Genomic DNA, 22,012 nt, shown 5'->3' with positions numbered 1-22,012 from the left:
CTCATGGTAAGGCAATGAGTACGGACAGTGGCTAGAGGTCTGCCGGGACCAATTGCATGGACCCGGCGGAGGGTTGACGTACCCATGCGCCGGGCGGTCGAACCGTCCGCTCGCAGTCGGCGTCCTCTTGGCGTCGGCATGGGCGTCGGCGTCGCCGCCGACTCCCGGGTCAGGGGGCGGGGCGACCGGTGATCACGGCTGTCACCGAGGCGCCGGCAGGGAAGGCCCCCTCTTCGGCGAGGGCGGTCAGCCCGTACAGCATCTTGGCGACGTAGAGCCGCTCGACGGCCAGTCCGTGCCGCTGTTCGAAGTCGGCGGCGAAGGCGTCGAGCTCAGGGGGCGTACGGGCGTATCCGCCGAAGTGGAAACGCTCGTCGAGCGACCAGTCCCCGGCCGGACCGCCGAACGCCGCGCGCTGGAGGGCGCGTATCTCCTCGCCGAGGAAGCCGCCCCTGAGGACGGGGAAGCCGATGGCCCGCCGGCCGCGGGGGAGCCCGGCGGCGAGTCCCGCGAGTGTGCCCCCGGTGCCGCAGGCGACGCCGACCACATGGGCGCCGCTTCCCGCGCCGCCCGTCTCCGGGCTCAGCTCCCGGCCCAGATCGGCGCAGCCGAGGACGGCGGGGGCGTTGCTGCCGCCCTCGGGAACCACGTACACGTCGTCCGGCGTCGAGTCCCCGGTGGCTTCCCGCAGGATGCGGGCGAGCACCACGGGGTCGCGTTTGGCGCGGTAGGCCGCCCGGTCGGTGAAGTGCAGCCGCATCCCGTCCGCGGCGCACTGTGCGAGGGACGGGTTGAGCGGCCGGCCGGCCAGCTCGTCGCCGCGCACCACCCCGATGGTGTCGAAGCCCAGCAGCCGGCCGGCCGCCGCGACCGCGCGGAGGTGGTTGGAGTACGCGCCGCCGAAGGTGAGCACCGGGCGGCCCGCCGCCGCCTCCAGGTTGGGTGTCAGCTTGCGCCATTTGTTGCCGGGGATGTCCGGATGGATCAGGTCGTCGCGCTTGAGCAGCAGGCGCAGCCCCCGGGAGGTGAAGCGCTCGTCCCCGGTCTCCTGGAGCGGGGAGGGGAGCGCCGGCCGCAGGGCGGTGGACGGGGAGGGCGGCGCTTCGTGGGTCATCCGTCCATTGTCGTCTCCTCCTCTTGTCGCTTCGTCGATGTGTGCCGAGATGTGTGCCGTGATGCGTGGCTTGATGTGTGCCCGCGGTGGGTGACGCTCAGCTGGCGCCGAGCCACAGGTCGGGGCCGAAGACCTCGTAGTGGACGTCGGACGCGGGCACCCCCCGGGCCAGCAGCTGCCCGCGCACGGCGCGCATGAAGGGCAGCGGGCCGCACAGCCAGGCGCGTACGCCCGGCAGCAGCGGAATCCCGGTCAGGTCGACGAGCCCGGTGTGGACGGCGGTCGCGGCGCCGTCGGCTCGCTCGCGGAGGTCGGGGTCCTCGTACCAGTAGTGCGCCACGGCCTCCGGGAGCTTGCCGATCAGCAGGTCGCAGTCCGCCCGCAGGGCGTGCGCTGCGGGGCTGCGGTCGCCGTGTACGACGGTGACCGGTCCGCGGTGCCCTTCGGCGACGAGCTGCTGGAGCATGGCGGCCATGGGCGTCACCCCGATCCCGGCGGAGGCGAGCAGCAGGGGCGTGTCGGCGTCGGTCGCGTCCAGGACGAGATCGCCGTAAGGGGCGGAGACGCGGAGCCGGTCCCCCGCGCGCACCCGGGTGTGCAGATGGGCGGAGACCTCGCCGTCGGGGCCGCGTTCGCCGCGGACGCGCTTGACCGCGATCGAAAGGACGTCCGAGCCGGGGGCGCAGATCAGGCTGTACTGGCGTATCTGGCGGGCGCCGTCTGGGAGTTCGGTCTGCACGGAGACGTACTGGCCCGGCAGGAAGCCGGGGGCGGGGCTGCCGTCCGCGGGGCGCAGCCGGAAGACCGTGACGTCGGCGGTCTGCTCGGCGCGGTCGACGACGACCCAGTCGCGCCAGACGTCGCCCGCCTCGACGCCCTGCCGTGCGTACAGCCGGGCTTCCAGGGAGACGAGCGTGTCCGCCATCAGCCAGTAGACCTCGTCCCAGGCGGCCGCGACCTGCGGGGTGACGGCGTCGCCCAGCGTCTCGGCTATGGCCGCGGAGAGGTGGGTGTGCACGGTGCGGTACTGCTCGGCGGTCACGCCCAGTGAAGCGTGCTTGTGCGCGATGCGGGCCAGCATGGCGTCCGGGCGGTCGTCGGGGCGGTCCACGAGGTGCGAGGCGAACGCGGCGATGGAGCCGGCCAGGGCGCGGCGCTGGTCGCCGGAGGCCTGGTTGCCGCGGTTGAACAGCTCGCGCAGCAGCTCCGGATGCGCCGTGAACAGCCGGTCGTAGAAGCGCTGCGTGATCTCGTCCAGGGAGGCTGCGACGGCGGGGAGGGTGGCGCGGACGGTCGCGGCCGAGGTCTCGGACAGCATGGGCGGTTCCCTTGTCTTGTTCGAATCGAATAATTGGAGTCTTGGATTCGTATTTTTGGGGAGGGGGTGTTGCGGTGCGGCTGTTGCGGCACGGGTGCCGAGGGGTGCGTCCCGAGGCGACTACGCGCTGCGGGTGGGGCTGAGGCCGAGCAGCAGCGGGCCGGTGGGGGAGTCGACGAGTTCCGCGACCGTGACCGGGTCGAGGGTGGCGTAGAAGGCCTCCTGTGCCCGGCGCAGCGCCCCGCGCAGCCGGCAGGCGGAGCGCAGCGGGCAGGGGGTGTCGCCTTCGCACTCGACGACGTCGCCGGGGCCTTCCAGTTCGCGGACCAGGGTGCCGACCGAGGCGGCTCGGCCGGCCGGGGTGAGTGTGAGTCCGCCGCCGCGGCCGCGGCGCGTCTCGACGAGGCCGAGGTGCTTCAGGCGGGCCACGGCCTTCGCCGTGTGGGTGTACGGGACCTGCATGGTCTCGGCGACCTCCCGCGTGGTGGGCAGGTCCTCGCCTTTGGTGACGGCCAGCCGCATCAGTACGCGCAGCGCCAGGTCGGTGAATCTCGTCAGCCGCATGGCGGCAGCGTAGATAAACAAGCATCTGGGATGCAACTTTGAGTCGGCTGTGCGAGGTGCGCGGCGGACTTCCCGAGTGCGGCCGATCTAGTCCCATCCGTTTGTGTAATGGTGTGACGACTCGCTGTGATGGCAGGCTCCTGGGACAGGTCCGATTGTTGATCGAGAGGGAGTCTCAAATGTCGGTTGATGCGGTCGGTTCGGTCGGCGAAGAGGTCAGCCGCCAGCGCGAGCAGCAGAGTCTCGGCACAGCCGCCGCGCGGAACCTCGCGACCACCGCCAAATCGGCCCCGCAGATGCAGGAGATCACCTCGCGCTGGCTGCTGCGCATGCTGCCGTGGGTGCAGGTCAAGGGCGGCACCTACCGGGTGAACCGCCGCCTCAGCTATGCCGTGGGCGACGGCCGCGTCACGTTTGTGCAGACCGCAGGCCAGGTCGCCGTCATCCCGGCGGAGCTCGGCGAGATCCCGGCGCTGCGCGGCTTCGCCGACGACGACGCGCTCCGGGAGCTGGCGCACCGCTGCGAGCAGCGTGAATTCGCCGCCGGCGATGTGCTGGCCGAGCAGGGGACGCCGACGGACCGGGTCTTCCTGCTCGCACACGGCAGGGTGGAGAAGATCGCCGTCGGGCCGTACGGGGACGAGGCGGATCTGGGCGTCCTCGCCGACGGCGCGTACTTCGGCGAGCAGGCGCTCGTGGACTCCGAGGCGACCTGGGAGTTCACCGCCCGCGCCGCCACCGCGTGCACCGTTCTCACTCTCACCAGGGCGGACGTGCTCTACCTCGCCGAGCGGGCGGACGGGCTGCGGGCACATCTGGCCGGCCTCACCGCCGTACCGCACCGGCGGACCAACAAGTACGGCGAAGCGGCGATCGATCTGGCCGCCGGCCATGTCGGCGAGACGGTCGTGCCGCATACGTACGTCGACTACGAGGCATCCCCCCGCGAGTACGAACTGAGCGTCGCCCAGACGGTGCTGAAGGTCCACACCCGCGTCGCCGACCTCTACAACGAGCCGATGAACCAGACCGAGCAGCAGTTGCGGCTGACGGTCGAGGCGCTGCGCGAGCGCCAGGAGGACGAGCTCGTCAACCACCCCGAGTTCGGCCTGCTGAACAACTGCGACTACGGCCAGCGGCTTCAGCCGCACGACGGCGTGCCCGGCCCGGACGACATGGACGAGCTGCTCTCCCGGCGGCGGAACTCCAAGCTCTTCCTCGCGCACCCCAAGGCCATCGCCGCCTTCGGGCGCGAGTGCAGCAAGCGCGGACTCGTCCCCGGAACCGTGGAGGTCGCGGGTCACCAGGTGCCCTCCTGGCGCGGTGTGCCCATCTTCCCGTGCAACAAGATCCCGGTCAGTGAGAACCGCACCTCGTCCATCATCTGCATGCGTACGGGCGAGGCGGACCAGGGCGTGGTCGGGCTGCAGCAGAGCGGCATCCCGGACGAGATCGAGCCGAGTCTGTCCGTGCGCTTCATGGGCGTCGACGAGCAGGCGATCATCTCGTACCTGGTGACGGCGTACTACTCGGCGGCGGTTCTGGTGCCGGACGCACTCGGTGTGCTGGAGAACGTCGAGATCGGCCGCTGGCGCTGACGGACCCGGGCCCGGCCCCGGCGTACGCGCTCCGTGCGTACGTCCGGCCGGACCGGTCTCCGCGGTCCGCGCGCGTCCACGAGAGCGAGGGGCGGCCGGCGCACGCAAAGCCGCGTCCCATGGAAAAGCCGCGTCCCATGGAAAGGACCATCGAGTTGACCATGGCGGAATCCGTCGAGGCCCGCGAGGCCGTCGCCTTGCTGGAACGCACCAAGAGCATCGTCAACCCCCGGTTGCGAGCCTCCCTCGAAACACTGCCCGGCTCCATACGGCGAGTGGCGATGTACCACTTCGGCTGGGAGCACGCCGACGGCAGACCGGCCGAGGGCTCGGCCGGAAAGGCGATCAGGCCCGCGCTGGTGCTGGCCGCGTCACGGGCGTTCGGCGGGGATGTCGAGCAGGGGCTGCGGGCCGCCGCAGCCGTGGAGCTGGCGCACAACTTCACCCTGCTCCACGACGATGTGATCGACGAGGACGCGACCCGTCGTCACCGCCCCACCGCCTGGACCGTGTTCGGCACCGCCGACGCCATCGTGGCGGGCGACGCCATGCTGGCGCTCTCGCTGCGGCTGCTCGCCGAGGACCGCCACCCCGCCGCCGGGGCGGCCTCGGCGCGGCTGGCCGCGTGTGTGATCGAGCTGTGCGCCGGACAGCAGGCGGACTGCGCCTTCGAGGAGCGGGCGCCGCACGAGGTCTCGCTGGACGAGTGCCTGGCCATGGCGACGGCCAAGACCGGGGCGCTGCTGGGCTGCGCCTGCGCGCTGGGCGCGCTGTACGCCGGCGCGGGGGAGGAGGAGGCCTCCGCCATGGACGCCTTCGGCCGGGAGGCCGGGCTCGCTTTCCAGCTGATCGACGATCTGATCGGGATCTGGGGCGACCCGGGCCGCACGGGCAAGCCCGCGGGCGCGGATCTCGCCGCGCACAAGAAGTCGCTGCCGGTGGTGGCGGCGCTCGCCTCCGGCACTCCCGCGGGAGCGGAGCTGGCCGAGTTGTACCGCGGAGCGATGAACACCCCCTCGGCGGTGCGCAGGGCGGCCGAGGCGGTTGACCGGGCGGGCGGCCGGGACTGGGCGCAGCTGCAGGCGGCGGACCGGATGGCCCGCGCCGTGCAGGAGCTGTCCCGAGCGGTCCCGGACTTCAAGGCCGCGGGTGATCTGCTGGCGCTGGCGGAGTTCGTCACCCGGCGCAGCCGATGAGAAAAAGGATTGCGACACCACTACAGGTAAAGCACTATGGATGAAGTGGTTGTTTGTCCTGTTCCCCTGCCCCCGAACCCGGAGGACTGCTGTGCGCAAGCTCACCTACTACATAGCCACGTCGATCGACGGGTTCATCGGCGGTCCGAGCGGTGACGCGGACTTCTTCACCCCGTACGCCATCGGGGACTTTCAGGCGTATATGAAGGCCGAGTGCCCCGACGCCCTGCCGACCGCGGCCCGCAGGGCGCTCGGCGTCGACGATGTGCCCAACCGGCACTTCGACACCGTCATCCAGGGCCGGGCCAGTTATGACATAGCGCTGGCCCTCGGCGTCACCAGCCCGTATGCCCATCTGCGCCAGTACGTCGTCTCCCACAGCCTGGAGAAGTCGCCGGACCCCGATGTGGAGCTCGTCCGGGGCGATGTGGCGGCCGCGGTGCGGGGGCTCAAGCAGCAGGACGGCCTGGGCATCTATCTGTGCGGGGGAGCGAACCTCGCCGGGCAGTTGACGGACGAGATCGACGAGTTGGTCATCAAGACGTATCCGGTCGTCCTCGGGTCCGGCATGCCCATGTTCGCCGCGGACTTCCGCATCAGCGAGTTCACCCTGGAATCGGTGCGCTCCTTCGACGCGGGGGTGCATCTCACCCGGTATGCCCGCAAGCGCTGAGGCGCACTGCTGGATTCACCAAGGATCTTCGCTACAGTCCGCGCATGCCATTGGAGTCGACAGAAGTCTGGGCGGGCTGGTACCGCGACCGACGGGGTGCCGAGGCCGTGACCATCGCGGCCTGCGCGGGTCAACTGCGCACACATATCAGGGGATCCGAGTACACGGGCGGGTCGTTCGCCGCGATAGGGCCGGCGGACGGCGGCGCCCCGCTGCCGTCCTGTGTCCTGGAGTGGGACATGCCACTCCCGGTGCACACGCCGGACGGGGCCGTGCAGCATGCCACGCTGAGCTGTCTGCTGACACTGGGCGAGGTGCAGGCGGACGGCTCCCGGGACCGCATGGACCTCAGCCTCACCCTCCATCTCGACGGCGCGGCCTATGAGTCCGGCGTCGCGGGCGGCGACTTCGACGACGCGCTGTCGGTCCTCCGCCGCCAGCTCCCGCCCGGCACGGATCTGGGCAGCGGCAGCCGGGCCCCGGTGGAGGCCTGACGGGGCTTCGGCCGCGTCGGCCGGAGAGACGGGTGCGGCCGCTGCCCGCGAACGGCCGAAGGTGCGAACGGCCGCTGTCCGCGAACGGCCGCTGTCCGCGAACGGCCGCTGTCCGCGAACGGCGAAGGGACGCCCCGCCGGCTGCGGCGGGACGCCCCTCGTTGCGTGGCTTTCCGGCCCGGAGCCTGCACGCCGCGGCTCACGGCGGGTCACGGTCTCCTGGAAAGCCGGGTTCTCATCAGAGGCGTTCCAGCGCCGCCGCCAGGCCGTTGGCCCACAGTGCGTTCACCCGGGCACGCTCACGCGCGTCCGGGTAGGCGTTCTGGCAGGACGGCCCGGGGCCGCCGCCCGACATCAGCTCGCTGCACGGGCCCGAGTAGTGGTCCGGCAGACCCAGCACATGCCCGGTCTCGTGCGAGGTGACCCGGGTCGAGTTGTAGATCTGGTTCTGCCGGTAGTCGAGGAAGATGTACCCGCGCCCATGGCCGTCCGTGCTCGCGTACGAGCCGCGCGGGTCGTTGCCCTCGTAGTAGGCGAAGTCCCCGCGGCCCGAGGTCTCGCGCAACGTCACATTGCTGACGGAGCCGTTCCATATCTGCGTGCTCCGGGCAATCTGGCTGCGGAAGCTGGGCGCGCGCGAGGCGTTGTAGACGACCGTCACGGCCTGCGCTCCGGGGCTGGCGGCGCGCTTCTCGGCCACCGACTTCACGACGGCTTCGAAGAACGCCTTCGTCGCCGCGGCGTCCTCGGCCGAGCCTTCGTAGGCGGCGAAGGAGGCGGCGGCGTACGGCGCGGCGCGGTACGACTCGGAGCCGTACGACTCGGAGCCGTACGACGAGGACGGGGTCGACGACGGGGACGCGGCCGCAGGGGAGTTGGCCGGATCCGTGGCAGCCGTCGCGCCCGCCGCCGGGGCGGCGCCGAGCGAGGCGGAGAGAGCGAGGCCGGCGGCGGCGACGAGTAACGATCTGAGGTGGCGCATGGGGGGCTCCTACTCGTCCGATGAACGGGTTCGGTAGCCAGAGTGTCGGGGACATGCCATGCCGTGGGGATGATGTCAGCAGCTGATAACGCCAGGGCATCAGCCCCCGCCGTATGCCTCGGTGCGCCCCGCACTGCATCGACTCAGGTGTCTGGTGTGGCTGTTGGTGCGGCCCTACCCTCGGCTCATGGAGCTCGAGGTGAGGCACCTCCGTGCCCTGTGCGCCATAGCCGACACCGGCAGCCTGCACAAAGCCGCCCGGCGGCTGGGGGTGAGCCAGCCGTCCCTGACGACACAGCTGCGCCGCATCGAGAACTTCCTCGGCGGCGAGCTCTTCAGCCGTGAGCGCAGCGGCTGCCGTCCCACCCCGCTGGGCCGTTCCGTACTGATCCGGGGCCGTCCGCTGGTCGCCGAGATGAACGCCCTCGTCGCCGAGGCCAGGGCGGCTGCCGCCCGCACCGGCGGCCCCCGGCTGCGCGTCGGCTCGACCGCCAGCCGTGCGCTGCCCGGCTGGCTGCGACGGCTGCGCAAACGGCTGCCGGCCACCGACATCTCGCTCCAGATGGACGTCTCCGCCAACGCCCTGCTGCGGATGGTGGCCGCCGGCCAGCTCGACGTCGCATTTGTGCACGAGGTGGAGGGCTGCCCGCTGCGGCGGCCGGACGGGGTGGCCGCACGGGTCCTCGTCGAACGCGAACCGCAGTTCGTCTCCATGGCCCGCGACCACCCAGCCGCCGCCGCGCCCGTCGTCGACCTCGCCGACCTCGCCGGGGACCGCTGGATGGTCGACCCGACCGTGGACGGAGAGTGGGACGGACTGAACCGGGTGCTCGCCGCCGCCGGGATCAACCCCCAGGTGCTGCACGGGGACTACCACACTGCCGCCTCGCTGATCGTCGTCGGCGAGGCCGTCGCACCCTGCCAGCCCACCTCAGGGCCACGCGACGACATGGCGATCCGTCCGCTGCGCGGCGACCCCCTCGCCGTCCGGCTGCTGCTGTTCACCCGCCGCCAGGGGTGCGAGGAGCTGTACACGGCGGTGTACGAGGACCTCTTCGCGGCCTACCGCGATGCCGCGCTGCGTTCGGCGGCCTACCGGTCATGGCTGGAGCGGCACGGAAGTCCGCTGCTCGGCGCATCGGCGGCATGATCGGCGCGTGGGGTATCGTTGCCGTTCCGCGCGCGTGGGCGGCTGCCCACGATCAGACACGACCTTGGAGGTGAGACCCATTACCGCAGTGGCAGGACGGGTGCTCGCCTCGCACGACGGCCGTACGGGGTCCGCCGGAGACAGGTGACCGGGAGTCCGGGAGACCGGAAGAGCGCCCTCAGGCGATCCGAAAGGCTCCGATGTCCCTCTCACCGACCTCTCCTTCCCTTCCCTCCTCCCGCGTCGCCGATTCCGTCGTCGACACCCTTCGCGCCGCAGGCTGCGTCTTCGCCGAGGACGAGGCCCGGCTGCTGCTCTCGGCCGCCGGCACCCGGACCGAACTCGCCGCACTCGTGGCGCGCCGGGCCCGCGGCGTGCCGCTCGAACACGTCCTGGGCTGGGCGGAGTTCTGCGGGCTGCGGATCGCTGTGGAACCCGGCGTCTTCGTACCGCGCCGCCGCACCGAGTTCCTCGCCCGTCAGGCGGCCGCGTCGGCCCGCCCCGGATCCGTCGTGGTCGACCTGTGCTGCGGCACGGGCGCGGTGGCCGCGGCCGTGGCTGCCGCCGTGCCGGGCGCCGAGGTGCACGCGGCGGACGTCGAACCGGCCGCGGTGCGCTGCGCCCACCGCAACCTCGCGGCCTCGGGGGCCCGGGTGCATGAGGGCGATCTCTACGGTCCCCTGCCCGCCGAGCTGCGCGGACGTGTCGACGTACTGATCGCCAACGCCCCCTATGTGCCCACGGATCACATCGGCCTGCTGCCTCCGGAGGCACGGGACCACGAACCGCTGCTCGCCCTGGACGGCGGCGCGGACGGCCTTGACGTCCAGCGCCGCGTGGCGGCGGAGGCGGCCGACTGGCTCGCCCCCGGCGGCGTGCTGCTCGTCGAGACAAGCGAGGACCAGGCCCCGTACACCGCCCGGGCGGTCGAGCACGGCGGGCTGCTTCCACGGGTCGCCGAGTCGGAGGAGCTGTACGCCACGCTCGTCATCGGCGCCCGTCGCGCCTGCTGAGCTCTCCTCGGGGAAGACGGCCGCACCCGGCTCCCGCACACGCGTGTGGAGCGTGTGCCGGAGCCGGGTGCGGGGCAGACCGACCCACCGGGACATGCCTGCCCCAACAGCTCGGACGGTCGGTTCAGATGACGGTCTGGTACGACGGAGTGTCGATCGCGGTGAGCTCGCGCGGCGCGAACGGCACCTGCCAGTTGCCGGTGCCGTGGTAGACGTACGAACTGCCGTCCGCCGCGGTGACGAGGAGGTCGGCCCGACCGTCGACGTTCGAATCGCCGATGCCGACCATCTGCCGGTACCCGTTCCAGCCGCCGCCGATCCTGGTGCGGCTGGTGAAGGTTCCGTCGCCCTTGCCGAGGTAGAGCCAGAGGACTCCGTCCCTGTCGCGGCCGACGACGTCGCCGTGCGTGGCCCCTGCGACGTCTCCGACGGCCTGGACATCGTCGTAGATGTTCCAGCCGTGGCCGATCATGTCCCCGACGCGGCTGTTCAGCTGCGGATTCGCCGGGTCATGGTAGGTGTCCTTGAGGAACAGGTACCCGGACTCGCCTCGTACCAGCAGGTCCGGTGAGCCGTTGCCGGTGTAGTCGTGCGCGGCCGGCTCGCGGGAAACCGTGAAGGCGCCGCGCACGGTCAGGTCAGGACCGACGCCGTTGATCGGCTTGGCGGTGAGCTGCCAGGTGTAGTCGCCGTCGGGCGCGGCCAGCTTGCCGCCCAGGCCGTCCAGCAGTCCATCCCACTCCAGGTCCACCCAGCCGGGACCGTCCCGGTCCGGAAAGTCCACGGCGGGGTAGTACTTCCGCTCCGAACCGGAGGCGGTGTGGCGGAGGGTGACGGTGACATGGGCGTTGAGCCGCGACAGCTTCCAGCGCAGCCTGCCCGGCCCCTGGTCCAGCCGCGCCACGGCCGGTACGTCGGTGTCCACCAGAGTGATCCTCGTCGGCTGTCCGGTGCTCGCGATCAGCTCGGCGACCGGCGCGCCGTCCGCTCCCGCGGAGATGCGGTAGACGCCCTCGCCGTGCTCCACCGTGCCGCCCATGACCAGCAGCGAGCCGTCCGGCGCCGGCGCGAGCGAGGTGGCGTGGTCCAGGATCTTGCGGCTCTGCCAGCCGCCGATCGGCACGGCCCGGAAGGATGTCTCCCAGGCGTCGAAGCCGTGTTCGAGATCCTGGCTGTCCCCGTACAGCACCCAGTCGCCGACCAGGCCCACCATGGGGTCGTAGAAGCCCGAGACCGGCATGCTCCAGGTCTGCGGGTCCTCGCCCAGCGTCGCCGTGCTCAGCGTGGCGTAGTCACTGCCGAGCCCATTCTTGAACGAAGCCATATGAGTGGCGGACAGTGCGCTCCTGGCGTGGCCGAAGCTCACCATCCCGCGGCTCGTGGTGACCTTGGCGGCTGCCAGGTCCACCACCGCGTAGTCACGCAGCTCCACCTCCGGGCCCGACGAGACCCTCTTGTAGCTCAGCAGCACCGAGCCCGGCGCGCCGGCCCCCGCCCTGACGTCCGTGATCCTGTCGGGCAGCCCGGCGACGACCCGGTCGGTCATCGCACCGTCCACCAGCCCCAGAACGTGGGCCTCTTCGGTCTCCCCCTGCTCGCCCGTGGGCTTCGTCGCGATCACCCAGTCGCCGACGGCGCCGACGTAGTCGTAGCCGTACCCGGCCAGGTCGACGACGGTGGACGCCCCGGAGGCCATGTCCCGCAGGGTGATCCTGCTGGAAATGCCGATGAAGCGGTTGTCGCCCAGCGCCACGGTGTCGGAGGCCGCACCGTGCGCGGCGGTGAACGTGAACTGGCCGCTGTCCGTGGCCAGTTTGACCGTCGAACCGTCCGCGTACCGCGTCCACAGCACATCGTTCTGCGCGTCGACGGAGAGGAACCCGGTGCTTCCCGCGCTCACGATCTCCGAGCCCGGGGCGAGGGTGAGCGTCTGCGAGGGGGCGGCCGGAGCGGCGAGCGAGGCCGGTGCGGCGGTGGCCGGGACGGCGGCGGCGAGTGCGGCGAGAGGACCGGCGGTCACCGCGAGGCCGACTGCGATGGCTCTGGTCAGAAGCCTTGAGGATCTTCCCCTTGTGTCGCTGCCCTGGCCTTTTACTGATGGCTGGCGATGGGGTGCGACGGTCTCGATCGGTGTCATGCGGACTGTGTGCGGACCGAAGGGTGCGGTGCTGCGACTCAGACCCACGGCACAGCGGCGACGCCGCCGATCCAGCCACGGGCTTGTCTTAGATCCCGGTACGGGCCTCGGTAGCCCAGCGAGTGGAGGATCAACAACACGAGGTAGTGCCGTGTCATCAACCACACTTCTGTCGTCAGGCCATCCAGGTCGGTAGACGGCTTCCTGAGCGCCCTTCGGATGGACGAGCCGATTGCGGACCTGCGTAACCACGTCCGCGCCATCCTAATGCCAACCGTCCAGGGAGATTTCCGGGCCTCCCGCAAGGTAGCGATGGAGGGCGCTTGACGTGGTGCCTACGAAGTTCTCGGGGATGGCGTCGGCGTCGACCCAGCGAACCCGGGAATGCTTGCGGGGTTCGCGGTTCTCCGGTTCGCCGGTCCATTCGTGGGCGGCGAAGACGACGGTGAGGAAGCCGTTGGGGGCTTCGACGCCCCAGGCTCCGTGGATGATGTGGGCGACCTTGAGGAACTTGGGCTTCACCGTGAGGCCGGTCTCCTCGTAGAGCTCGCGGACTGCGGTCTCCGTGATGGGTTCGCCCGGTTCGCTCTTGCCCACGGGGAGGTCCCACAGGCCCTGGGCGAACTTGGCGTTCTCGCTGCGCTGGAGGAGGACGACGCGGTTGGTGGCCTTGTCGTGGACGATGACGGCGGCGACCAGCAGGGTCATCGATTCCAGCGCCGGCTTGAGGGCTTGGGAGCGGTCATCGGTCTGCTGGGCCACGGTGTTCCCTTCGTCGGGCGGGTTGTCGGGCATGTTAGGCACACCCGGCCGGGTGCTCGCCTTCTCCGTCCCGCACCCGCAGCGCGGCGGCAGAAGCCCCTCGGGCGACGACCGGCCCCGCCGCGACCACGTCACTCTTCCCGACCGCACCCGCCTACCCATCGCCCGATGGGAGTTCTCCACGGACCGCTGGGAGAAACACCTCAGCCAGGCGGGCTTCTGGCTCACCTCAGCCCAGGAGTTCCACGACCCCCGCATGGGCCACTGGCCCACCACCCTGCTGGTCCGCGCCCGCAAGCTCTGACAGCCACTCGCCCTGGCCCCTGGAGGAACCGATGCGCCCGCCCTACCTGCTCCTCGACATCGACGGCGTCCTCATACCCTTCCCCGACGAGCACGGCTCGACCCCGGCCACGCACGCCCGCCACGACGTCGTCCCCACCGGCCGGAGCGCCGACAACCCGGTCACCGTCTGGCTCAACCCCGACCACGGCCCCATGCTCATGGACGTGATCCGCACCGGCCTGGTCACCCCCGTCTGGTGCACCAGCTGGCGCCAGGACGCCACCACCCTCATCGGCCCGCTCCTCGACCTTCCGACCCTGCCGTACGTCGACCTGCCGCGTCCCCAGATCACCACCAGCCACCCCAATGGCTACCTGTGGAAGCGCGACCACGTCGAAGCCTGGCTCGGCGACGCCCCCACCGTCTGGATCGACGACGACTTCACCACCCTCGACCACGCCTGGGCGGCGGAGCGCAATGCCAAGGGAACGACGACGCTCCTCATTCAACCCGACCCGCACCTCGGTCTACAGCCCGAGCACCTGACCGAGGTCATGACATGGGCTTCGCAGTTGCCCACAGCCCGCGCCGCCTGACGACTGATGTCCTCGCTGCCACGAGCGGCGGGGGCATCAGGGTGCGCTGCGGGCCTGCACCAGGGCTACTGCCAGATTGTGGTGGTGGTGAACCGCCATGGCTCGGCGGGCTCCGCCACGTACCGGGGGCGGTTGGCCACCTCCCGGTCGGGAAGGCGTTCGCGCAGGCGGTTGATGGAGAGGGCGGGGGTCCCGGTGCACGGTCCCGGTCGGCGGGGTCGTCACGGACGCCCTGCTCGCGCTTGCGGATCTACGCGCACCTGTGGCCGGGCGAAGAAGACCGCACCCGGGCCGTCATGGACGCCGTGCTCGGCGGCCCGCGGACCGGGTGCGGACTCGGAGACACTGCAACCAAGAAAATCGCAGGTCAGAGGGCATGACCGAAGATCAGGCCTTCTTGGTCTCCCAGAAGATCTTGTCGATCTGGGCGATGTAGTCCAGCGCCTTCTGGCCCGTCGCCGGGTCCGTGGACCCCTTCGCGGCGGAGAGGGACTTCAGCGCGTCGTTCACCAGCTGGTGCAGCTCCGGGTACTTCTCGAAGTGCGGCGGCTTGAAGTAGTCGCTCCAGAGCACCGAGACATGGTGCTTGGCGAGCTCGGCGCGCTGCTCCTTGATGTCGGTGGCGCGGGCCTGGAAGTGCGGGTCCTGGTTGGCCGCCATCTTCTCCTGGATGGCCTTGACCGACTCGGCCTCGATACGGGCCTGGGCCGGGTCGTAGACGCCGCAGGGAAGGTCGCAGTGGGCGCTGACCTTCACCTTGGGCGCAAACAGGCGGGAGAGCATTGAGCTGTCCTTCCTCGTGATCGTCTTCTCAGGTGGGACATTACTCCGTGAGAGACGTGTTTTCGCGAGTGCCCCCCAGGGCTTAGGACGAAAGTCCAGGGTGAGTATGGGACTGGTAGGGGAATCCCCCCACGCCCGCCGGGGGCGGACGGGGAACGGCATACCGGGGGAGTCGAGGGACTCGGAGGCAGCTGATGACTGAGCAGGGGCGGGAGCCGAAAGCGCCGTTCGGGGTGGCCGAGGTGACGGGGCCCTCCATGGTGCCCACGCTGTACCACGGCGATCAGCTCCTGGTGCACTACGGCGCGGCGGTGCGGCCCGGCGACGTCGCGGTGCTGTGCCATCCGCTCCAGCAGGATCTGCTGATCGTCAAGCGGCTGGTCGAACGGCGCCCGGACGGGTGGTGGGTGCTCGGGGACAATCCGGGCGCGGAGGGCGACAGCAGGCTTTTCGGCAGCGTGCCTGAGGAGTTGGTGCTCGGGCGGGTGCGCGGGCGGTACCGGCCGCGGCCGGCCGGTCAGCGTTCGGTGCGGGCGCTGCTCTCCTGGGGCTTCTCCGCGGTGCGGCCGGTCTTCTGCGACCGCTCGGCCTCCAGGCGTTTGCGGGCGCGGTAGGCGGCGACGTTGGCTCGGGTTGCGCAGCGGTCCGAGCAGTAGCGGCGGGACCGGTTGGTGGAGGTGTCGAGGTAGGCGTTGCGGCACGGTGGCGCCTGGCACAGGCCAAGCCGGTCGACCCCGTACTCCGTCAGATGGAAGGCCAGCCCCATGGCGGCGATGGCGGCGTAGCCGGCGGTGGCGTTGGACGGGTGTTCCGCGAGGTGCATGTGCCAGCGAGGGCGGCCCTCGTCGTCCAGACGGTCGTGGCCGGAGATCTGGGGGCTCACGGGGAACTCCATCAGCAGGGAGTTCAGCAGGTCCACCGCATGGGCCTGGTCGCCGGAGTCCGCGGCCGTGAAGACCGCGCGCAGCCTGCCGCGCACCGAACGGAACCGGGACACATCCGCGTCCGTGGCGCGCCGCGCCGTCTGGGACGACCCGCCGAAGAGCGCCCGGACGGCCTCGACCGACGTCAGGCTGTCCCTGTTGCGCGCCGGCTCCTCGGTGTTGACCAGACGCACGGCGTAGTCCGAGTAATAAGCCAGTTCCACTTGTAGTCCTTACGGCGGCGGTCTAATGTCGGGGTAATAGATGGTTCTAATTCGAGGGTATTACGCACCGCATTGCGATTCGGAGGGATCCCATGTCCGAGACGGTCACCGGCAAGGACGCGGACTGGCAGGCCTGGCAGAAGAGCTGGGACCGCCAGCAGGAGTGGTACATGCCCGACCGAGAGGAGCGGTTCCGCACCATGCTCGACATGGTCGAGGCCATGGTGGGTCCCGAACCCCGGGTGCTGGATCTCGCGTGCGGCACGGGAAGTATCACGGACCGGCTGCTCGCACGGTTCCCGAAAGCGGTGAGCACGGGCGTCGACCTCGACCCCGCGCTGCTGGCCATCGCCCGCGGCCACTTCGCGGGCGACGACCGCGTCACGCTCGTCACCGCCGACCTCAAAGACCCCGAATGGGTGAAGCGGCTGCCTCATGACTCGTACGACGCCGTTCTCACCGCGACCGCCCTGCACTGGCTGCACTGCCAACCGCTCGCCGCGCTGTACGGGCAGCTCGCCGGCCTGGTGCGGGAGGGCGGCGTCCTGATGAACGCCGACCATATGGTCGACCCCGCCACGCCCCGCATCAACGCCGCCGAGCGTGCCCACCGGCATGCCCGGATGGACCGCGCCAAGGCGGCGGGAGTCCTCGGCTGGAGCGAGTGGTGGCAGCTCGCGGCCCGGGACCCGCACCTCGCCGGACCCACCGCGGAACGCTTCGAGATCTACGGGGAGCACGCCGACGGCGACACCCCCTCGCCGCAGTGGCACGCGGAGGCGCTGCGTGCGGCGGGCTTCGCCGAGGCCCGGGCCGTATGGGCCTCGCCCAGTGACACGCTGATGCTCGCGGTCAGATAGCCGCCGGGGGCAGGCGGACGCTGCGGGGGCAGACAGCCGTTTGCGGCCGGGCCGACTCTCGCGTCCGGGCGGACTCTCGCGTCCGGGCAGACGCCCGCCGTCGGGCAGTGGGGCAGTCGGGCCGTCGGACAGCAGGGCGGCGGGACGAGCGGCGGCGCGATCCGGATACGGCAGAGGGCGGACGGGGACCGGCAGTCCCCGTCCGCCCCGGCGCCTTCATGAACCTCGGTCCGTCAGAGAACCTTCGACAGGAACGCCTTCGTACGGTCCTGCTGCGGATTCGTCAGCACATCGCGCGGGTGGCCGGATTCGACCACCACACCGCCGTCCATGAACACCAGCGAGTCGCCGACCTCACGGGCGAAGCCCATCTCGTGCGTGACGACGATCATCGTCATGCCGTCCTCGGCGAGACCGCGCATCACATCGAGCACCTCGCCCACCAGCTCGGGGTCGAGCGCCGACGTCGGCTCGTCGAAGAGCATCAGCTTTGGCTCCATCGCCAGCGCACGGGCGATGGCGACGCGCTGCTGCTGGCCGCCGGAGAGCTGGGCCGGGTAGTTCCCGGCCCGGTCGGACAGGCCGACCCGGTCCAGCAGCCGCACGGCCCGCTCCCGGGCCACGGCCTTGGACTCCCGCTTGACCTGGATGGGCGCCTCCATGACGTTCTCCAGCGCCGTCATGTGCGGGAAGAGGTTGAAGCGCTGGAAGACCATGCCGATGTCCCGGCGCTTCAGCGCGACCTCCCGGTCCCGCAGCTCGTAGAGCTTGTCGCCCTTCTGCCGGTAGCCGACCAGCTCGCCGTCGACGTACAGCCGCCCGGCGTTGATCTTCTCCAGGTGGTTGATGCAGCGCAGGAACGTCGACTTGCCGGAGCCGGACGGCCCCACGAGGCAGAACACCTCACGCGGCGCGACCTCGAGGTCGATGCCCTTGAGCACCTCGATATGGCCGAAGGACTTGTGGACGCCCTCCGCCCTGACCATCGGCCGGCCGGAATCGGGGGTCTTCACGTCGGTGGACTTCATACGGTCTTGCCTCCCACCTGGCTCGGAACCCGGAACGAGGTGAGCTGGGCCTTCAGTCGCTGCAGAGGTGTCGGCGGCAGTGTGCGGTTGCTGCCGCGGGCGTAGTGACGCTCCAGGTAGTACTGGCCGACGCTGAACACGGTGGTCAGCGCCAGGTACCAGATGGAGACGATGATCAGGGACTCCATGACGGCGAGCGTCCGGGAGCCGAGCTGCCGGCCGCGCAGGAACAGCTCCCCGTAGCCGATGGCGAACGCCAGCGACGAGGTCTTCAGCATGTTGATGAACTCGTTGCCGGTCGGCGGGATGATCACTCGCATCGCCTGCGGCAGCACGATGCGCCGCATGGTCTGGGAGCCCTTCATGCCCAGCGCGTGGGCCGCCTCCGTCTGGCCGGTGTCGACCGACTGGATGCCGGCCCGGGTGATCTCCGCCATGTACGCGGCCTCGTTCAGGCCGAGCGCCAGCAGCGCGGCCACGAACGGGGTCATGACGTCGTTCATCTCGTTCTTGTAGATCGGCCCGAGGTCGAGCGTGGCGAAGACGAGAGAGAGGTTGAACCACAGGAAGATCTGCACCAGCACCGGGGTGCCGCGGAAGAACCAGATGTACGCCCAGGCGACGGACGACAGCACCGGGTTCGGAGACAGCCGCATCACGGCGAGGATCGCGCCGAGGACGACGCCGATCGCCATCGACAGCACGGTGATCTTGAGCGTCTCCCAGGCGCCCCAGGCGAAGGTGCCGTCGAGGAGCTTCTCGCCGACGACGTTCCACTGGATCTGGGCGTCGGCGAACGCCTTCACCAGCAGTCCGAGGAGCGCCAGCACGACGACGCTGCCGATCCAGCGTCCGTAGTGGCGGACGGGGATGGCCTTGATGGCTTCGGGGTGGGCGGCGGCGACCACGGCGGCGCCGTGGTCACCGCCGTTGCCGCCGTCCTTCGGGTCTGCGCCCTGGGGGTCCGGGGTGGGGACCTTGTCGAGAGGGTCGGTCACTTCGGTTGCCTTACGTTCTGCCTTGCGGAGTGGAGGGCGGCGAGCGGTGTCCCGCTCACTTGCCGGCGTTGACCGTGGCCGTCTCGATGGCGCCGGACTCGGCCTTCCACTTCTTCAGCACCTCGCCGTAGGCGCCGTCGTCGATGATCTTCTGGACGGCGGCCTTGAGGGCGTCGCGCAGCTCGGCGTTCTCCTTGCTGACCGCTATGCCGTACGGCGCGGCGTCGATCTGGTCGCCGACGACCTGGAAGAGGTTGCCGCCGCCGGCCTCCAGCTCGTTGTAGAGGGCCACCGGGAAGTCGGTGATCACGGCGTCGGCGCGCTTGGTCTGCAGCTGGGTGATGGAGTCGGTGTCCTGGTCGGAGATGAACTCCTTGATCTTCTTGTCACCGCACTTCTGCTGCTGGGCCTTGAGCAGGTCCTCGTTGGCCGTGCCGCGCTGGGCGGCCACGGTCAGACCGCACAGGTCGTCGAGCGTGCTGATGTTCTTCGGGTTGCCCTTGTGGGTCAGGATCGCCGAGCCGGCCTTGAAGTAGTTCACGAAGTCGGCGCCGCCCTTGGCGTCCTCGCTCGCGCCCTGCTGGCGCTCCTTGGTGTCCGTCATCGAGGACATCACGATGTCGTGGCGGCCGTTGTTCATGCCCAGGACGAGCTGGTCGAACGTGGCGTTCTCGAACTTGAACTCGACGCCCAGGACCTTGCCCAGCTCCTTGCCGAGGTCGATGTCGACGCCGGCCGGCTGGTTGCTCTCGTCCATGAACTCCATCGGCGCGTACGCGATGTCCGAGCCGACCTTGATGACCTTGGACTCCTGGTACTTCGCCGGGAGCTGGTCGAACAGCGGGGCGGCGGAGGCGGCGGCCGTCTCCTTGTCCGAGCCGCCGTTCTCGGCGCCCTTGTCGGTCTGATCCCCGCAGGAGGTCAGAAGCAGGGTTCCAGCGACCGCTACGGCGCTGATCGCGGCAAGGCGGGAGGTGCTGCGAGTCCTTGCGGCGAAGGCGCGGCGGGTGGTGCTTGCGGTCATGTTCGGTGCCTCCGGCGGGGTGAAGAGGGAGTTGCCAGTCGCTGGTCCACTCGGGGGTTTACGTGGGGGGTCGTCGTGTCCGAGTACGTCGTCCGTGTCCGTGCGGTTGCGTTCGACACGAATGCGTGCACTCGTCCGTGTACTCATCTTCGAGCGTCGCGACCTTGTGTGTTTGGGGCATCTTGCCATTCGGACTAGCCCGAGTAGGGGGCTTCGCATGTCAAAATCGGATAACGGGTCACCCCCGAACCCCCACAGGCCGGTACATCAGGGCCGGACCTTTCACGGGATTGCCTTCTTCCGACCGGAAGATCTCCTGTCCGTCGCGCGTTCTCGACGCTATTCACGGCGCAAAGCGGTCTTGTCCGTATTACCGGGATATCTAGGGCTTCACTCCGTGAGGTCCTATGAGGCGTGTCACGCGGCATGTGATCGATCACAAATGGACTCGTCGGGCCCATGGCCGGTCCGGTAAGAAGGACGTTTACACCCCTCATCCGGGGCTCAGGGCGCGTTGTGCGGCGCGCCCGCGCGTACGAACCTCCCTCGCGAGGCGGGCCAACCGTCGAGCGGGGACCGGACGCGGTGCCCGCCCACCCCTCCTCAACCAGGAGTGGCCACCCTCAACTGATGAAGACTTAAGGGGTCAACGAAAAATGTCAGCGGAGATCGTCAATCCTCGCAGCGACAGTGACACGGAACGTGACCGTGAGCGCTCCGCCGGGGGCAGCGGCACAGACGCCGCGGAAGCCCCCGGCGAGCCCTTCGATCCGGCCTTCGCGCTCCACCGCGGCGGGAAGATGGCCGTCCAGGCCACGGTGCCCGTCCGCAACAAGGACGACCTGTCCCTCGCCTACACGCCCGGTGTCGCCAAGGTGTGCACCGCGATCGCCGAGCAGCCCGACCTCGTCCACGACTACACCTGGAAGTCCCAGGTCGTCGCGGTCGTGACGGATGGGACCGCGGTGCTCGGACTGGGCGACATCGGCCCGGAGGCATCGCTTCCGGTCATGGAGGGCAAAGCGATCCTCTTCAAGCAGTTCGGCGGCGTCGACGCGGTGCCGATCGCGCTCGCCACGACCGATGTCGACGAGCTCGTCGAGACCGTCGTCCGCCTCGCGCCGTCCTTCGGAGGGGTGAACCTCGAGGACATCTCGGCGCCCCGCTGCTTCGAGATCGAGCGCAGGCTCCAGGAGCGGCTGGACATTCCCGTCTTCCACGACGACCAGCACGGCACGGCGATCGTCACACTGGCCGCGCTGCGCAACGCGGCGAAGCTGACCGGGCGCGGCCTCGGCGATCTGCGCGCCGTCATCTCCGGCGCGGGCGCGGCGGGCGTGGCCATCGCGAAGTTCCTGCTGGAGGCGGGCATCGGCGATGTGGCCGTGGCCGACCGCAAGGGCGTCGTCAGCCGGGACCGCGAGGACCTGACGCCGGTCAAGCGCGAGCTGGCCGAGATCACCAACCGGACGGGGCTCACCGGGTCGCTGGAGAAGGCGCTGGCCGGTGCGGACGTCTTCATCGGCGTCTCCGGCGGCACGGTGTCGGAGAAGGCGGTGGCCTCGATGGCGCCGGAGGCGTTCGTGTTCGCCATGGCCAACCCGAACCCCGAGGTGCACCCGGACGTCGCCCACCGGCACGCGGCCGTCGTCGCGACCGGCCGCAGCGACTACCCGAACCAGATCAACAATGTGCTGGCCTTCCCCGGGATCTTCGCCGGCGCGCTCCAGGTGCGGGCGTCCCGGATCACTGAGGGCATGAAGATCGCCGCGGCGAACGCGCTGGCGGACGTGGTGGGCGACGCGCTCGCGCCCGAGTACGTCATCCCGTCGCCGTTCGACGAGCGTGTGGCGCCTGCGGTGACGGCGGCGGTTGCGGCGGCGGCGAGGGCGGAGGGCGTGGCGCGTAGGTGACGCGCTGACGCGGTGGCGCCTCCCGTGGGGTTGCGCCTCTCCTGAGGTTCGGGCCCCCGGGCCCCTGGGTGGTTGCCCGGGGCTCGGGGGCCGCGGTGTTTCCCCCGCCGTGCGCGCTGCGCGCCGTGCGGCTTCCCATATGTGCCGCTGTCCGCCGGGCCTCCGCGCGGGTCCAAACTCCCGCCCGCCTCCCCTTCCGGTGCGGCTCCGCACGGCCCAGGCAGGCGTCTTCGAAGCGGTCCGTCTCCCCGGTGCGCGGCCCTTTCCAGCCCGCCTCCCCTTCCGGTGCGGGGCTGTGCCCTCATATGCCGGCGGCGCCGCGGTGTGGGCGCGCAGGGGGTTACCGAGGAGTTCGCCCCGTGTGCTTCCCCCCGGCG

General features: G+C 70.4%; 21 protein-coding genes and 2 pseudogenes. 12 read left to right on the top strand and 11 right to left on the bottom strand.

Annotated features, from left to right (window positions below; genetic code table 11):
• Positions 1 to 169: 169 nt before the first annotated feature.
• From QCN29_RS01615 to QCN29_RS01605, 3 genes are all read right to left on the bottom strand, one after another.
• The gene (locus QCN29_RS01615; protein ID WP_279925614.1) at positions 170 to 1,114 is read right to left on the bottom strand and encodes a 1-aminocyclopropane-1-carboxylate deaminase/D-cysteine desulfhydrase; all 945 of its coding nucleotides are present in this window, start codon (positions 1,112 to 1,114) and stop codon (positions 170 to 172) included.
• Positions 1,115 to 1,211: 97 nt separating this feature from the next.
• Positions 1,212 to 2,432: a globin domain-containing protein gene (locus QCN29_RS01610; RefSeq protein ID WP_279925612.1), complete on the bottom strand. Its 1,221-nt coding sequence runs from the start codon at positions 2,430 to 2,432 to the stop codon at positions 1,212 to 1,214.
• A 120-nt stretch (positions 2,433 to 2,552) separates the two neighbouring features.
• Positions 2,553 to 2,996 carry an RrF2 family transcriptional regulator gene (locus QCN29_RS01605; RefSeq protein ID WP_279925611.1) on the bottom strand — a complete coding sequence of 148 codons (444 nt, stop codon included), beginning with the start codon at positions 2,994 to 2,996 and terminating at the stop codon, positions 2,553 to 2,555.
• Between the two features lie 179 nt (positions 2,997 to 3,175).
• Here QCN29_RS01605 and QCN29_RS01600 point away from each other — a divergent pair, with 179 nt between their 5' ends.
• The 4 genes from QCN29_RS01600 (at position 3,176) to QCN29_RS01585 (ending at position 6,957) form a co-directional block, all read left to right on the top strand.
• Positions 3,176 to 4,594, top strand: a complete 1,419-nt coding sequence (locus QCN29_RS01600) for a family 2B encapsulin nanocompartment shell protein (RefSeq protein ID WP_279925610.1) — start codon at positions 3,176 to 3,178, stop codon at positions 4,592 to 4,594.
• Positions 4,595 to 4,731: 137 nt separating this feature from the next.
• Positions 4,732 to 5,790, top strand: a complete 1,059-nt coding sequence (locus QCN29_RS01595) for a family 2 encapsulin nanocompartment cargo protein polyprenyl transferase (protein WP_279925609.1) — start codon at positions 4,732 to 4,734, stop codon at positions 5,788 to 5,790.
• Between the two features lie 91 nt (positions 5,791 to 5,881).
• Positions 5,882 to 6,463, top strand: a complete 582-nt coding sequence (locus tag QCN29_RS01590) for a dihydrofolate reductase family protein (protein WP_240134902.1) — start codon at positions 5,882 to 5,884, stop codon at positions 6,461 to 6,463.
• 44 nt (positions 6,464 to 6,507) lie between these two features.
• Entirely contained in the window at positions 6,508 to 6,957 is a 450-nt protein-coding gene (locus QCN29_RS01585; protein WP_279925608.1) for a DUF6304 family protein, read from the top strand.
• Positions 6,958 to 7,195: 238 nt separating this feature from the next.
• Here the strand turns inward: QCN29_RS01585 and snpA are convergent, their stop codons facing one another.
• Entirely contained in the window at positions 7,196 to 7,939 is a 744-nt protein-coding gene (snpA, locus tag QCN29_RS01580) for a snapalysin (RefSeq protein ID WP_279925607.1), read from the bottom strand.
• A 187-nt stretch (positions 7,940 to 8,126) separates the two neighbouring features.
• Here snpA and QCN29_RS01575 point away from each other — a divergent pair, with 187 nt between their 5' ends.
• Together QCN29_RS01575 and QCN29_RS01570 are read left to right on the top strand one after the other, a co-directional pair.
• Positions 8,127 to 9,089: a LysR family transcriptional regulator gene (locus QCN29_RS01575; protein ID WP_279925606.1), complete on the top strand. Its 963-nt coding sequence runs from the start codon at positions 8,127 to 8,129 to the stop codon at positions 9,087 to 9,089.
• A gap of 200 nt (positions 9,090 to 9,289) precedes the next feature.
• Positions 9,290 to 10,102, top strand: a complete 813-nt coding sequence (locus QCN29_RS01570) for a putative protein N(5)-glutamine methyltransferase (protein WP_279925605.1) — start codon at positions 9,290 to 9,292, stop codon at positions 10,100 to 10,102.
• A gap of 124 nt (positions 10,103 to 10,226) precedes the next feature.
• Here the strand turns inward: QCN29_RS01570 and QCN29_RS01565 are convergent, their stop codons facing one another.
• Both QCN29_RS01565 and QCN29_RS01560 read right to left on the bottom strand, forming a co-directional pair.
• Positions 10,227 to 12,122 (bottom strand): FG-GAP repeat domain-containing protein, encoded by a 1,896-nt coding sequence (locus tag QCN29_RS01565; RefSeq protein WP_279925604.1) that lies wholly within the window; start codon positions 12,120 to 12,122, stop codon positions 10,227 to 10,229.
• A 381-nt stretch (positions 12,123 to 12,503) separates the two neighbouring features.
• The gene (locus QCN29_RS01560; protein ID WP_279925603.1) at positions 12,504 to 13,034 is read right to left on the bottom strand and encodes an NUDIX domain-containing protein; all 531 of its coding nucleotides are present in this window, start codon (positions 13,032 to 13,034) and stop codon (positions 12,504 to 12,506) included.
• A gap of 7 nt (positions 13,035 to 13,041) precedes the next feature.
• Between QCN29_RS01560 and QCN29_RS01555 the strand changes: the two are divergent.
• The 3 genes and pseudogenes from QCN29_RS01555 to QCN29_RS36805 form a co-directional block, all read left to right on the top strand.
• A pseudogene (locus QCN29_RS01555) lies at positions 13,042 to 13,305 on the top strand (SAM-dependent methyltransferase); the annotation flags it as partial.
• Positions 13,306 to 13,336: 31 nt separating this feature from the next.
• Positions 13,337 to 13,882: an HAD domain-containing protein gene (locus tag QCN29_RS01550; RefSeq protein ID WP_279925602.1), complete on the top strand. Its 546-nt coding sequence runs from the start codon at positions 13,337 to 13,339 to the stop codon at positions 13,880 to 13,882.
• A gap of 242 nt (positions 13,883 to 14,124) precedes the next feature.
• Positions 14,125 to 14,262, top strand: a pseudogene (locus tag QCN29_RS36805) (tyrosine-type recombinase/integrase); the annotation flags it as partial.
• Between the two features lie 7 nt (positions 14,263 to 14,269).
• Here QCN29_RS36805 and sodN read toward each other — a convergent pair.
• The gene (sodN, locus tag QCN29_RS01545) at positions 14,270 to 14,665 is read right to left on the bottom strand and encodes a superoxide dismutase, Ni (RefSeq protein WP_240134910.1); all 396 of its coding nucleotides are present in this window, start codon (positions 14,663 to 14,665) and stop codon (positions 14,270 to 14,272) included.
• Between the two features lie 194 nt (positions 14,666 to 14,859).
• Here sodN and sodX point away from each other — a divergent pair, with 194 nt between their 5' ends.
• Entirely contained in the window at positions 14,860 to 15,279 is a 420-nt protein-coding gene (sodX, locus tag QCN29_RS01540; RefSeq protein WP_240134911.1) for a nickel-type superoxide dismutase maturation protease, read from the top strand.
• Here sodX and QCN29_RS01535 read toward each other — a convergent pair.
• Complete coding sequence (locus tag QCN29_RS01535) at positions 15,183 to 15,812, bottom strand: CGNR zinc finger domain-containing protein (protein WP_240134912.1); 630 nt, start codon at positions 15,810 to 15,812, stop codon at positions 15,183 to 15,185. The genes sodX and QCN29_RS01535 overlap by 97 nt on opposite strands.
• Positions 15,813 to 15,904: 92 nt before the next feature.
• Here QCN29_RS01535 and QCN29_RS01530 point away from each other — a divergent pair, with 92 nt between their 5' ends.
• On the top strand, positions 15,905 to 16,672 hold the full coding sequence (locus QCN29_RS01530) for a class I SAM-dependent methyltransferase (protein ID WP_279925601.1): 768 nt from the start codon (positions 15,905 to 15,907) through the stop codon (positions 16,670 to 16,672).
• 233 nt (positions 16,673 to 16,905) lie between these two features.
• On the opposite strand, the gene QCN29_RS01525 is transcribed toward QCN29_RS01530, so the two are convergent.
• The 3 genes from QCN29_RS01525 to QCN29_RS01515 are packed head-to-tail and all read right to left on the bottom strand — an operon-like array spanning position 16,906 to position 19,722.
• Positions 16,906 to 17,700: an amino acid ABC transporter ATP-binding protein gene (locus QCN29_RS01525; RefSeq protein ID WP_279925600.1), complete on the bottom strand. Its 795-nt coding sequence runs from the start codon at positions 17,698 to 17,700 to the stop codon at positions 16,906 to 16,908.
• Positions 17,697 to 18,698 carry an amino acid ABC transporter permease gene (locus QCN29_RS01520; RefSeq protein ID WP_398859074.1) on the bottom strand — a complete coding sequence of 334 codons (1,002 nt, stop codon included), beginning with the start codon at positions 18,696 to 18,698 and terminating at the stop codon, positions 17,697 to 17,699. Before QCN29_RS01520 ends, QCN29_RS01525 begins: the two co-directional genes overlap by 4 nt.
• A gap of 55 nt (positions 18,699 to 18,753) precedes the next feature.
• Positions 18,754 to 19,722 carry an ABC transporter substrate-binding protein gene (locus tag QCN29_RS01515; protein WP_279925599.1) on the bottom strand — a complete coding sequence of 323 codons (969 nt, stop codon included), beginning with the start codon at positions 19,720 to 19,722 and terminating at the stop codon, positions 18,754 to 18,756.
• A gap of 656 nt (positions 19,723 to 20,378) precedes the next feature.
• On the opposite strand from QCN29_RS01515, the gene QCN29_RS01510 reads away from it, so the two are divergent.
• Positions 20,379 to 21,635, top strand: a complete 1,257-nt coding sequence (locus QCN29_RS01510; protein ID WP_240134915.1) for an NAD(P)-dependent malic enzyme — start codon at positions 20,379 to 20,381, stop codon at positions 21,633 to 21,635.
• The last annotated feature ends 377 nt before the right edge of the window (positions 21,636 to 22,012 follow it).

Origin of the sequence: Streptomyces chengmaiensis, assembly GCF_029846775.1 — a bacterium.
In the GTDB taxonomy this organism is placed as follows: domain Bacteria; phylum Actinomycetota; class Actinomycetes; order Streptomycetales; family Streptomycetaceae; genus Streptomyces; species Streptomyces chengmaiensis.
This window is presented reverse-complemented; position numbering and strand designations above follow the sequence as displayed.

Excerpts from the sequence above, each read along its gene's own strand:
- QCN29_RS01615 (WP_279925614.1), bottom strand. The coding sequence starts at position 1,114 with ATGACCCACGAAGCGCCGCCCTCCCCGTCCACCGCCCTGCGGCCGGCG.
- QCN29_RS01610 (WP_279925612.1), bottom strand. The coding sequence starts at position 2,432 with ATGCTGTCCGAGACCTCGGCCGCGACCGTCCGCGCCACCCTCCCCGCC.
- QCN29_RS01605 (WP_279925611.1), bottom strand. The coding sequence starts at position 2,996 with ATGCGGCTGACGAGATTCACCGACCTGGCGCTGCGCGTACTGATGCGG.
- QCN29_RS01600 (WP_279925610.1), top strand. The coding sequence starts at position 3,176 with ATGTCGGTTGATGCGGTCGGTTCGGTCGGCGAAGAGGTCAGCCGCCAG.
- QCN29_RS01595 (WP_279925609.1), top strand. The coding sequence starts at position 4,732 with ATGGAAAGGACCATCGAGTTGACCATGGCGGAATCCGTCGAGGCCCGC.
- QCN29_RS01585 (WP_279925608.1), top strand. The coding sequence starts at position 6,508 with ATGCCATTGGAGTCGACAGAAGTCTGGGCGGGCTGGTACCGCGACCGA.
- snpA (WP_279925607.1), bottom strand. The coding sequence starts at position 7,939 with ATGCGCCACCTCAGATCGTTACTCGTCGCCGCCGCCGGCCTCGCTCTC.
- QCN29_RS01575 (WP_279925606.1), top strand. The coding sequence starts at position 8,127 with ATGGAGCTCGAGGTGAGGCACCTCCGTGCCCTGTGCGCCATAGCCGAC.
- QCN29_RS01570 (WP_279925605.1), top strand. The coding sequence starts at position 9,290 with ATGTCCCTCTCACCGACCTCTCCTTCCCTTCCCTCCTCCCGCGTCGCC.
- QCN29_RS01560 (WP_279925603.1), bottom strand. The coding sequence starts at position 13,034 with ATGCCCGACAACCCGCCCGACGAAGGGAACACCGTGGCCCAGCAGACC.
- QCN29_RS01550 (WP_279925602.1), top strand. The coding sequence starts at position 13,337 with ATGCGCCCGCCCTACCTGCTCCTCGACATCGACGGCGTCCTCATACCC.
- sodN (WP_240134910.1), bottom strand. The coding sequence starts at position 14,665 with ATGCTCTCCCGCCTGTTTGCGCCCAAGGTGAAGGTCAGCGCCCACTGC.
- sodX (WP_240134911.1), top strand. The coding sequence starts at position 14,860 with ATGACTGAGCAGGGGCGGGAGCCGAAAGCGCCGTTCGGGGTGGCCGAG.
- QCN29_RS01530 (WP_279925601.1), top strand. The coding sequence starts at position 15,905 with ATGTCCGAGACGGTCACCGGCAAGGACGCGGACTGGCAGGCCTGGCAG.
- QCN29_RS01525 (WP_279925600.1), bottom strand. The coding sequence starts at position 17,700 with ATGAAGTCCACCGACGTGAAGACCCCCGATTCCGGCCGGCCGATGGTC.
- QCN29_RS01515 (WP_279925599.1), bottom strand. The coding sequence starts at position 19,722 with ATGACCGCAAGCACCACCCGCCGCGCCTTCGCCGCAAGGACTCGCAGC.
- QCN29_RS01510 (WP_240134915.1), top strand. The coding sequence starts at position 20,379 with ATGTCAGCGGAGATCGTCAATCCTCGCAGCGACAGTGACACGGAACGT.